This is a genomic window from Mesorhizobium sp. L-8-10 (assembly GCF_016756635.1).
Classification (GTDB): Bacteria; Pseudomonadota; Alphaproteobacteria; order Rhizobiales; family Rhizobiaceae.
This window is the reverse complement of sequence record NZ_AP023263.1, coordinates 8,031,252-8,041,980: the sequence shown is the minus strand read 5'-3', so window position 1 is coordinate 8,041,980 and position 10,729 is coordinate 8,031,252. Positions and strand designations below refer to the sequence as shown.

10 protein-coding genes are annotated in these 10,729 nt (G+C 66.8%); 5 read left to right on the top strand and 5 right to left on the bottom strand.

Annotated features, from left to right (window positions below):
• Positions 1-27 precede the first annotated feature (27 nt).
• From tssJ to JN280_RS37235, 5 genes are all read right to left on the bottom strand, one after another.
• Positions 28-528, bottom strand: coding sequence for a type VI secretion system lipoprotein TssJ (gene tssJ / locus JN280_RS37255; protein ID WP_202309180.1), 501 nt, complete (start codon positions 526-528; stop codon positions 28-30).
• A gap of 52 nt (positions 529-580) precedes the next feature.
• Positions 581-1,360, bottom strand: a complete 780-nt coding sequence (locus JN280_RS37250) for an FHA domain-containing protein (RefSeq protein WP_202309179.1) — start codon at positions 1,358-1,360, stop codon at positions 581-583.
• A 106-nt stretch (positions 1,361-1,466) separates the two neighbouring features.
• Positions 1,467-2,558 (bottom strand): methyltransferase domain-containing protein, encoded by a 1,092-nt coding sequence (locus tag JN280_RS37245; protein WP_202309178.1) that lies wholly within the window; start codon positions 2,556-2,558, stop codon positions 1,467-1,469.
• Between the two features lies 1 nt (position 2,559).
• A complete protein-coding gene (locus JN280_RS37240) occupies positions 2,560-2,940 on the bottom strand; it encodes a PAAR domain-containing protein (RefSeq protein ID WP_202309177.1) in 381 nt (126 codons plus the stop codon).
• Positions 2,937-3,959, bottom strand: coding sequence for an ATP-binding protein (locus JN280_RS37235; protein ID WP_202309176.1), 1,023 nt, complete (start codon positions 3,957-3,959; stop codon positions 2,937-2,939). The genes JN280_RS37240 and JN280_RS37235 overlap by 4 nt, the downstream gene beginning before the upstream one ends.
• Before the next feature lie 246 nt (positions 3,960-4,205).
• On the opposite strand from JN280_RS37235, the gene JN280_RS37230 reads away from it, so the two are divergent.
• The 5 genes from JN280_RS37230 to JN280_RS37210 all read left to right on the top strand — a co-directional run bounded on the left by JN280_RS37230 (position 4,206) and on the right by JN280_RS37210 (position 10,720).
• On the top strand, positions 4,206-4,535 hold the full coding sequence (locus tag JN280_RS37230; protein WP_202309175.1) for an STAS domain-containing protein: 330 nt from the start codon (positions 4,206-4,208) through the stop codon (positions 4,533-4,535).
• A 147-nt stretch (positions 4,536-4,682) separates the two neighbouring features.
• Positions 4,683-7,430 carry a type VI secretion system ATPase TssH gene (gene tssH / locus JN280_RS37225; protein ID WP_446720803.1) on the top strand — a complete coding sequence of 916 codons (2,748 nt, stop codon included), beginning with the start codon at positions 4,683-4,685 and terminating at the stop codon, positions 7,428-7,430.
• A gap of 87 nt (positions 7,431-7,517) precedes the next feature.
• Positions 7,518-7,994, top strand: coding sequence for an Hcp family type VI secretion system effector (locus tag JN280_RS37220; RefSeq protein ID WP_202309173.1), 477 nt, complete (start codon positions 7,518-7,520; stop codon positions 7,992-7,994).
• A gap of 63 nt (positions 7,995-8,057) precedes the next feature.
• A complete protein-coding gene (locus tag JN280_RS37215) occupies positions 8,058-10,097 on the top strand; it encodes a type VI secretion system Vgr family protein (protein ID WP_202309172.1) in 2,040 nt (679 codons plus the stop codon).
• Positions 10,098-10,111: 14 nt separating this feature from the next.
• On the top strand, positions 10,112-10,720 hold the full coding sequence (locus JN280_RS37210) for a DUF6931 family protein (protein ID WP_202309171.1): 609 nt from the start codon (positions 10,112-10,114) through the stop codon (positions 10,718-10,720).
• Positions 10,721-10,729: the final 9 nt, after the last annotated feature.

The window sequence follows — 10,729 nt, the reverse complement described above, 5'->3', positions numbered from 1 at the left end:
TGACTATCATATCCTCCCGTCGCGTGTTCAATCCTGAGGACCGAGTTCGACCGAAAGCGTCTTCAGTTCCGCCTTCAGCTTGAACTTCTTCTCTCCCTGCATAGGCACCATTGCCCGCCACTTCGCCTGCTCGAAATCGCGGAAGCCGACGACGACGGCGACGATCGTCGTGCCCTCGATCAGATTGGCCTTGATGCGTTCCACCCCGCCGGGGTTGAGCATGATCTCGGCCTTGCCCAGCATGGTCGGGCCGAGCGTGGCGGCGTCCTGCTCCCAGAGCTGGCGGAAGCTCGCATTGGCGAAAGCGGTCTCGCCGTTCAACTGATACATGCGCATCATCAGCGGCGAAGGCTGGCCGTCGGGCAGGGGATTGACGAGCGGCGAGGCCATGGCGATGAAGTCGATCGACGCCTCCGTAGGTGCCGGCTTGATCTCGATCTCCTTGGGCGGCGGCTTGCCGAAGAGCCCGCAGGCCGAGAGCCCCAGGAACATCACCAACACCCACCATGTCCGGAGAATGCCGGGCATGCAAAACCCCATCACCTGCCGGGCGTCAGCCAGCACCACCGAGAAGGCGGCACTACCTCCCCCGGGCTTCGCCTCCCGCAAGAAGGTCTTGCAACCGCCCCTGAAACTTTCGCCGTTCCCCGTCCGGCAATTGAGCCGCCGCCTCGTCCACCGCCCGCGCGAAGGCCTTCAGCTCGATGCCGGAGAGCGAATCAACGAGTTTCGCCACGTCATCACGCGGCGACGGTAACGGCTCTTCCGCCGATGTGGTAACCGGAATTGCCGCTGAGGGCTGCTTTGACGAGATATCCACGGATTTCGGATCGGCAGGGCCTGTGGGCGGCTCGTCGGACGCCCACCAGTCGTCCAGGATGCGCTCGACCGCCGCCGTCGCCGGATCGGCCGGGGCTGCTGCCCGATCTGTCGCCGATTCTGTCGGCGGAACCGGAAGAGCGGCGACGCCGAAAGGTCCGTCGGGCGGGAGCTTTGCGATCGGATCAGCCATCGGCTGCCGCGTCTGCGCGGGAGACAACACGGCCGTCTCGTCGATGCGCACCAGCACGACCGCATCGCCCAGCCTCAGCACGTCGCCATTGGCGAGCAGGCGCGGCAGGCCGAAGCCGACCGGCTCCTCATTGACGTGGACGCCGTTGGTCGACGTGTCCGTCACCACGAAGCCGCTGAAGTCCCGGTCGATGCGGCAATGGGTCTTCGATATGACCCGCTCCGGGTCGGGCAGCGTCCAGTCCGCCGTCGGCGAGCGGCCGACGACGAGGCTGCCCTGCTCCAGCGTCTTCTCCAACTGGGCCCCCATCAGACGGTCGGGCCCTTTCAGAACCAGTTTGAGCTTCAAGCCCCCCTCCCGAACTTTTCCGTTCCGTCGACGAATCGGAAGCCGGCATTTCTCCCATCTCACGTCGGAGGAGAACACCGGCAGGCGGATGCGAAAAGTCTCGCCGCTAGGCCATGCCTGCCGCGGAATCACGCCGCGCCGCCACGACATGCACATCGTAATGCATGCAGGACCTTTCGTGGAGCCTGACGTGCCACGGTATCTCGCGCGCCGGCCCCAGCTTGCGCAGGCCGCCGCTCGACAGCGCTCCCTCGCTCAGCATTCCGTCGAGAATGGCTTCCGCCGATCCGCCATGCGGGCCGCGCTGGGAATGTCCGCCGATCCAGCCTTCGACGGCAGTGACATGGCCGGTCCAGTCGAACGGGACGGCGAACAGGGCCTTGCCGTCGTCGCACAGCACACGCCCGATCTCGGCGAGGCCGCGCTGCGGATCCCCGAGGCAGTCGAGCAGGTTGAGCCCCACGGCGAGCGCGAATGTGGCGGGCTCGAAGGGCAGGGCCTGCACGTCGCAGATCCACACGTCCATGCGTTCGCGCCCTGCAATATCGATGCCGAATGCGCGGCGGTCATAGACCAACCCGACCCGGCGCCGTGCATAGTCGACATGGCCGTGGACCACGGCGCGCCGCGCGACGCGGGCGAGCGGCGTCGAGACGTCGATGCCGAGCACGGTGCGGCCGGTCCGCGCCGCGAGTTCCGCCACGGAGCGTCCGGCCCCGCAGCCCATGTCGAGCACCGGTCCCGACGCCAGGCCGTCCGAGATCATGTCGAGGCCGCCGGCAAGCACGCGGGCGACGCTGCCCGGAGAGGCGTTGCCGGCAGCCGATCCCGTCTCCGCGGGGTCCTGGTCGCCCCAATGGTCCCACACATAGGAGGAGACATGCTGGCGGATCGAATCGAAAGCGCTGCCCGGGCCGGAGGCGTCGCCGATCAGGCTTTCCACCGCCGGCGTCAGGTCGCGGCGCGCCAGCAGATAAAACAGATTGTCCTGCACGTAGCGGCGCACATCGGGCAGTATCACGGGCAGTCCGTCGATGACTGGATATTCCGCTCCGCAGTTCGGGCAACCGAGGATGCCGGCAGTGATCTCGTCGTCGGTTCCGGCCTCGACGATGTTGATGGCCAGATGCGACGAGACTTCGCGCGCGCGGCAGACCGGGCAGATCGGCCGCAGTGTCTCGAAGTGGCGGGGCCGCACCTCAGCCGCCGATCATCACGGTGGGGCAGCCGGGCGGCAGGATCTTGCCGACCGGGCTGGGGATCGGGGCGACACAGGACGGATGCGCCGTCATGTCGCCGACGCGCGCCGCCGGCAGGCCGCCGATGAATACCGTCGCCGAGCCCTTCGAGATCATTCCGGGGCCGGCCGGAATGCAGCCCGCGAGCATGCAGGGCTGCGACATGTCGGTGATACGCGCGGCAGGCATGTTGCCGATCATCACATTCGGCTGTCCCTTGACGATGGCAAGCGGCATTGCAGGGTGGGGCGTCGGCGTCGGGACGGGTGCGGCCGGATGGATCGGCGCGTGGCAGTGCGGTGCGTCCTGCAGGATCTGGTCGCCGATGCGTGCTGCGTTCATGACGAACTCTCCCCCTTTCGAGCCTCGCCCACGCGCTTGCGCAGCGTCAGCACGTTCCAGCCGTTTACCCGCTTATAGGCAACGTCGTCCAGCAGGTTGCGCACGAAATGCATGCCGAGCCCGCCGACCTGCCGCGCCTCGAGATCGGCCGAAAGATCGGGCGGCGGCACGGCGAGCGGGTCGAAGGGGACGCCGTCGTCGCTGATCTCGATCACCAACCGCCCCGGCTCGGCCGTCGACGTGACGAATATCTCATGGGCGTGGCCGTCCCGGAAGGCATAGGCGATGGCGTTGCTCAGGACCTCGTCGACCGCAACGTCGATGCCCTCCACATCCTCGCGTGCGATCGCGTGGCGGGCGCAAAAGGCGTCGATCTGGGCGAGCACGCCGGGAATGGCCCCGGCATCGTTGGGCACCGCGAAGGTGCTGCTCCCGGCGGCGCGGCCATGTGCCTTGTAGAGCAGCGCGGCGGCGCTGCCGCCGCCGGCGCGCGCGATCGCCGGCTGCACGAGGCCTTCGGGTCCTTCGACCGGCGGCGTCAGGTCGGCGGGCAGCGGCACGTCGCCGGCCCCCAGCCAGACGATCTCCCCGGGCGAGAGGCGCCCGCCTTCCCCGTGTCGCGTCGTCTCGATGCGCGCCTGTCCCCGCGTTGCCGACTCGACCGCTCCCGTCACGAGGTCGAGCCGCAGCACCGCGGCGTCGAACCCCGGTGTTGCGCAGATTTCTTCGCAGGCGGCGAGCGCGGCCTCAGGTGTCGGGGTGACGGAGAGGGCCGCTCTCAGAAGCTGGCGGAGGGCGGCCGCGGCGAGCGCCCCGCCGATGCCGCCGCGCTTGACGCGCACAGCCGCGACGGCGAGGAAGTGATGGCCGAGCCACACTGTGTCGTGGAATGAGACGGCCTCTTTCTCCTGCGCCGTGCCGGCACCCAGTTCGACGTCGCGTCGCACGGGGAAGCGCTGCGGCAGGAGCGCGTCGCGGATGGCCTTCGCGATATCGTCATGCGGGGCGGGCACGTTCACCAACGTCTCGTCTCGATGCGCCCGGGAGCGGTACTCCCGGCAGGGTTCAACCGATAGGCTAAGCGTGCCTGTTTAACTTTTTGTTCCGGCGATGCAGCTATGGCACCCCCGGGATCGGCCGGCCCGAAGTCGTACTCCCGGATCAGGGCGGTCGTTCCGCCGCAGCGCGGCGGACGTTGCGGAAAGAGGCCCGGCGGTGTACCCAGCATGGGATAGATCTCCGCAGACAGTCGAGACGCAATCGTCATGAACATCGCCGAGAGTCGCCGCGACGGCAACCTGATCATCGCCCCGAGCGGCAGGATCGACACGACGACCTCGCCGGTCTTCGACCGGCACCTGAGTTCCGTCATCGATCGAGGCGATACGCAGATCGTCATCGACCTGGGACAACTCGAATACATCAGCAGTACTGGCCTGTCGGCATTCATTTCTGCGGCTAAGAAAGTGAAGGCAGCCGGCGGCCGTATTGCACTTGCCGGCCTCAACAAACGTATTCGCCTCGTGTTCGAGATGAGTGGTTTCTTAAGGCTGTTTCCAGTGTTTCCCGACGTTGACGCCGCTGTCGGGCCCTGAGCGCGAAAACGCTCTGGACCTGGGACGATGTAGATACTACGATCACGTAACGTTACATATCGTTTGATTTAGACGCCGCCGGCTTCGGAGAAGGGTCCTCCGGGGCGGTGCGGGTTGCCGCGCCGCCAGGCGGCTGTCCGGTGGGGGATGAGGGGGCCTGTCTTGTTGAACGTTGACTTGCAATCGCTGGTTGGGCGCCTCAACCAACACTGTCGGTCGACGCTGGAGGGCGCCGTCGGCCTGACATTGTCGCGCACCCACTACAATGTCGAGATCGAGCACTGGCTGGCCAAGCTGATCGAGGCCAACGACAACGACGTCGCGGCCATCCTCAGGCATTTCGAGATCGATGCCGGCCGCCTCGCGGCGGACCTGACCCGCATGCTCGACAAGCTGAAGACCGGCAACAGCCGGTCGCCGGCGCTGGCGCCCAACATCGTCAAGCTCATCCGCGAGGCCTGGATCTTCGCGTCGCTGCAATATGACGCCGCGGCGGTGCGCAGCGGCCATCTGATGGCGGCACTGCTGTGCGACGATTCGCTGGCCGCGCTGGCACGCGATGCATCCCCAATGCTCGCCCGGATCAATGCCGAGACGCTGCGCGCCTCGCTCGGCAAGATCGCCGCCGACACAAGCGAATCGGGCGGCGCCAGCCTGGCCTCGGGCGGGACGGGCAAAGCTGCCGGGGCCGGCGCTCCCGCCGCTTCGGTCGGCGGCTCGGCGCTGGAGCAGTACACCATCAATCTCACCGCGCGGGCGCGCGAGGGCAAGATCGATCCCGTGCTGGGCCGCGACGCCGAGACACGGCAGATCATCGACATCCTGACGCGGCGGCGCCAGAACAACCCGATCCTCACGGGCGAGGCCGGCGTCGGCAAGACCGCCGTGGTGGAAGGTTTCGCCCTGAAGATCGCGGCCGGCGACGTGCCGCCCTCGCTGAAGGACGTCGAGCTGTTGTCGCTCGACCTCGGCCTGCTTCAGGCGGGTGCCGGCATGAAGGGTGAATTCGAGAACCGGCTGAAGAACGTGATCGAGGGCGTGAAGTCGTCGCCCAAGCCGATCATCGTCTTCATCGACGAAGCCCACACGCTGATCGGCGCCGGCGGCGCAGCCGGCCAGAACGACGCGGCTAACCTGCTGAAGCCGGCACTCGCCCGCGGCGAGATGCGCACCATCGCGGCCACGACCTGGGCCGAGTACAAGAAATATTTCGAGCGCGACCCCGCGCTGACGCGCCGCTTCCAGGTGGTGAAGGTCGAGGAGCCGGACGACGAGGCGGCGATCGCCATGATGCGCGGCCTTGTGCCGACGCTGGAACGTCATCATGGCGTGCGTGTCCTGGCCGAGGCGGTCGAGGACGCGGTGCGCCTGTCGCGCCGCTACATACCGAGCCGCCAGCTTCCGGACAAGGCGGTCAGCCTGCTGGACACTGCCTGCGGGCGTGTCGCCATAGCCAGCTACGCCATACCTGCGCCGGTGGAGGACCGCCGCCGGCGCATAGACATGCTCGACACCGATCTCGCCGTGCTGGCACGCGAAGGCCGCATCGGAACCGACCATTCGCAGCGCGTGGGCGAGTTGAAGGCCGAGCGTGCGACGACGGTCGCCGAGCTCGAGGCGCTCGAGGCGCAATGGGACAAGGAGCGTGACCTCGTCGGCAAGATCCGCGCGCTGCACGACACGCTGGGCGAGCTCGACGAGGAGGCCGCGCCGGTCGAGGGCGCCGAGGATCCCGCGAAGCTGCGCGCCGACCTCGCCGCCTGCAAGGACGAGCTCGCCGCGCTGCAGGGCGAGAAGCCGCTGATGCATGTGACGGTCGACGGTCAGGCGATCGCCGAGGTCGTCGGCAACTGGACCGGCATTCCGGTCGGCCGCATGGTCTCGAACGAGATCAAGACGGTGCTCGGCCTGAAAGATAAGCTGGAGGAACGCGTCATCGGCCAGCCGCATGCGCTGGAGGCCATTGCCGAGACCATCCGCACGTCGCGCGCCAAGCTCATCGATCCGCGCAAGCCGATCGGTGTGTTCCTGATGGTCGGTACCTCAGGCGTCGGCAAGACCGAGACGGCGCTCGCCGTCGCCGACCTGCTCTATGGCGGCGAACAGAACCTCACCGTCATCAACATGTCGGAATTCAAGGAGGAGCATAAGGTCTCGATGCTCGTCGGCTCGCCGCCCGGCTATGTCGGCTATGGTGAAGGCGGCGTGCTGACCGAGGCCGTGCGCCGGCGGCCCTATTCGGTCGTGCTCTTCGACGAGATGGAGAAGGCACATCCCGGCGTGCAGGACGTCTTCTACCAGGTCTTCGACAAGGGCATGCTGCGCGACGGCGAGGGACGCGACATCGACTTCAAGAACACCGTCATCATCATGACGTCGAATGCGGGAACCGACCTGATCCACCGCCTGTGCGCCGATCCGAAGACCAGGCCCGATCCGGAGACGCTGGCCGAGCAACTCCGGCCGGAACTGCTCAAGCTGTTCAAGCCGGCCTTCCTCGGCCGCTGCTCGGTCGTTCCCTATTTTCCGCTGGCCGACGACATCATCCGCAAGATCGTCGCGCTGCAGTTGAACCGCATCCGCAAGCGCTTCGCCGAGAACTACCGGGCCGAGCTCGTCTGGTGCGATGGCCTTGTCGACGAGATCGCCAGCCGCTGCACCGAGGTCGAAAGCGGTGCCCGGAACATCGAATACATCCTTTCCCGCGGCCTGCTACCGCAACTGTCCGCGCATGTGCTCTCCGTCCTGGCCGACGGCGGGCAGGTGGGCGGCATCGAAGTGTCCATCGGCGCGGACGGGCGTTTCCGTTTCGCCCCGGCGGGCGGCGGCGCCGGAGGCGGGGAGCAAGGCTTGCAGGGGGTAGAGGCGTCTGCGGGCGAGGTGACCCCGGCCTAGGCCGGAAGGCAGTTCCGAGCGGCTTCGGCCGGGCGGCGCCCGGTTGAAGCCGAGGCGTTTTGGTTCGTGGATAAACAGGAGCACAGCATGGCAATCTATTTGAAATATGAGGGCATCGACGGCGAGGCGACGCACGACAAGCACCAGAAGTGGATCGACGTCTCCAGCCTGCAGTTCGGCGTCGGCCGCGGCATCTCCACGCCGACGGGCGCGGCCGCCAACCGCGAGGCGAGCGAGCCGTCGATCAGCGAGGTGGTTGTCACCAAGCAACTCGACGGCTCGTCGACGGCGCTCTTCACCGAATCCGCCACCGGCGCGGTGGGCAAGAAGGTCGAGATCCACCTGGTGAACACCGGCAGCCCCGGCAACACCTATGTGGAATACACGCTGACCAACGCCCTGATCTCGGGCTACAGCCTGTCCTCGGGTGGCGACCGGCCGACCGAGTCGATTTCGATCAACTTCACCAAGATCGAATACAAGCACATCCCGTATGACGACAAGAACAAGGCCGGCACGCCGGTGACTGTCAGCTACGACCTGTCGACGACCAAGAGCGGCTGACGCCGAAAATCCCTGCGCGGCGCCCGGCCTCGAGGCCGGGCGTCCGCCGAGGCAGCATTCTGAATGTCCGATACGCTTGTTCAGGCGGAGCGTTGGCTCACTTTGGAAACTCCGCTCGGAGCGGACGCCTTCGTCGCGACCGAAGCGAAGGGCGTGGAGGGCTTGTCGCGACTTTTCGAATTCACGGTCTCGGCCCTGTCGAGCCGACAGGCGATCCAGCCGCAGGACCTGCTTGGCAAGAGCGTCACCGTGTCGATGGCCCGCCCCGGCGGCAACAGGCGCATCGTCAATGGCATCGTCATCTCCTTCAGCGGCGGCCTGGTTACCCGCAACAACTACCGGCTCTTCACGCTAAAGGTCGCGCCCTCGCTGTGGCTGCTCGACCGCACCTCCGACTACAAGGTCTTTCAGGACAAGACGGCCGTCGAGATCGCCGAAACGCTGCTCGGCGACGGCGGCGTCAGTTTCGAGAAGAAGCTGCAGGCGAGCTACGACAAGCGCGACTATTGCGTTCAATTCGGCGAGACGGATCTGGCCTTCCTGCAGCGGCTGCTCGCCGAGGAAGGCATCCTCTATTATTTCACGCATCAGGACGGCAGCCACAAGCTGGTGCTGACCGACCATGTCGGCGGCTATGCCGACGGCGCGCAGGAGCAGGTCGCCTACAGGCAGGGCCTGGAGGACGCCACCGATGCGGTCCACCGCATGGATTTCAGCGCCAGCCTGACCGACGCGAAATGGACGCTCGGCGACTATGATTTCGAGGCGCCGGCGAGCCCGCGCGAGGGCAACCGCAAGACCAGCCTGCAGCCCGCCTCGACGAAATCCTGGGAGCACTACCGGTTCCCTTCGGGCTCGGTGCAGGACGCGACACTGACGCGTCTCGCCGGCGTCGCGGTCGATGCCGAGGAAGCCCGCTTCGAAGAGGCGACCGGCGCCGGCACCTGCGCGAGCTTCACGCCGGGTCACCGCTTCACGCTTTCCGAGCATCCGGTGGAAGCGCTGAAGAACAAGAAGCATGTCGTGACCGATGTCCGGCATGAAGTGGTCGACCGCGCGCAATTCACCATCCAGCCCGGCACCGAGGGCAAGCCCTACTACCGCAACAGCTTCGCCTGCATCCCCGCGAACCGGCCGGCCCGCAACCCTTTGCCTGTGCCCAAGCCGATCGTGCGCGGTCCCCAGACGGCGCTCGTCGTCGGTCCGTCCGGCCAGGAGATCCACACCGACAAGCACGGGCGCATCCGCATTCAGTTCCCCTGGGACCGCTACGGGGCCAAGGACGAGAAGAGCTCCTGCTTCGTGCATGTCGCCCAGGCCCTCGCCGGCAGCGGCTGGGGAACGGTCTTCATCCCACGGATCGGCATGGAGGTGGTGGTGCATTTCCTCGACGGCGACCCAGACCGGCCGCTGGTGACCGGCGCTGTCTATAACGGCGCCAATGCGCCGCCCTGGGCGCTGCCGGGGAATATGACCAAATCGGGCCTTCTGTCGCGCAGCACGCTGTCCGGCGGCGCCGCCAACGCCAATGAACTGTCCTTCGAGGACAAGAAGGGCGAGGAGAAGATCCTCTTCCATGCCGAGAAGGATTTCGTGCGCGAGGTCGAGAACGATGACACGCTCGTCGTCGACCACGACCAGACGCGGACCGTCAAGAACAACCGCACCACCACCATCACCGAGGGCAATGACGAACTGACCATCAAGGCCGGCAACCGCACGGAGACGATCACCAAGGGCAACGAGACGCTCGACGTCAAGCAGGGCAACCGCACCGTCACGCTCGGCCAGGGCAACGATGCGCTGACGCTGGATGCCGGCAACAGGACGACCAAGCTCACAAAGGGCAACGACACGCTGACGCTCGACGCCGGCAACCTGACAACCAAGGCCTCGGCCGGGACAGTCACGATCGAGGCGGCGCGCGGCATCACCCTCAAATGTGGCCAGAACACCGTCGAGGTGACGCCGCAGGGCATCACGGTCAACGGCATGAAGGTGACGGTGCAAGGCACTGCGAAGTCGGAGATCAAGGCGCCCATCGTCGACGTCTCGGGCGACGGCATGGTCAAGGTCGCCGGCGGCATGGTCAAGATCAACTAGTTCGGTGTGACGGCGTGAAGATACAGACCGATCCGTTCCGCAAGGTTTCCGCCGGCACTGCCGCGGAGATCTGTGCGCGCATGGATCTGTCGGCTGAGGGCCGGGCGTTCCTGCTGCCGACGCTGTCCCCGCAAGGCTATCTTTCGCTCCTCGTCGAGGCCGAGGCCATCGGCGACGCCATCCGCTTCCTGGCCTTCGCGCTTCCGATCCGAGAGGGTGTCTGGTGGGCCGTCGCCGTCGCCCAGGGCAACCTCGCCGCGCCAAGCCCGGTCGAAGCCGAATGCCTGGAGCGCGCGGCCGGCTGGGTCTACCAGCCCGACGACGCCAGGCGGCGCGCCTGCATGGTTTCCGCCGAAACGGCGAACTTCGACGGCGCTGCCGCCTATGCCGCGCTCGCCGCCTTCTGGTCCGGCGGCAGCATGGCTCCGCCCGACATGCCCGAAGCTCTGCCCGATCCGCGCCTTGGCGCGATCGGCGTCGGGGCGTCGATCCTGCTGTCGATCACCAGCGGCGATCCGCTGACGCTGAACGAACGCTTCAGGGCCGCGATCGCGCGCGGCATCGACATCGCCAATGGCGGCAACGGGCGGCTCGAAGGCGACCGCCCGATCAAGGCAGGGTAGCGGGGCGCA

Excerpts from the sequence above, each read along its gene's own strand:
- tssJ (WP_202309180.1), bottom strand. The coding sequence starts at position 528 with ATGCCCGGCATTCTCCGGACATGGTGGGTGTTGGTGATGTTCCTGGGG.
- JN280_RS37240 (WP_202309177.1), bottom strand. The coding sequence starts at position 2,940 with ATGAACGCAGCACGCATCGGCGACCAGATCCTGCAGGACGCACCGCAC.
- JN280_RS37230 (WP_202309175.1), top strand. The coding sequence starts at position 4,206 with ATGAACATCGCCGAGAGTCGCCGCGACGGCAACCTGATCATCGCCCCG.
- tssH (WP_446720803.1), top strand. The coding sequence starts at position 4,683 with ATGAGGGGGCCTGTCTTGTTGAACGTTGACTTGCAATCGCTGGTTGGG.
- JN280_RS37220 (WP_202309173.1), top strand. The coding sequence starts at position 7,518 with ATGGCAATCTATTTGAAATATGAGGGCATCGACGGCGAGGCGACGCAC.
- JN280_RS37215 (WP_202309172.1), top strand. The coding sequence starts at position 8,058 with ATGTCCGATACGCTTGTTCAGGCGGAGCGTTGGCTCACTTTGGAAACT.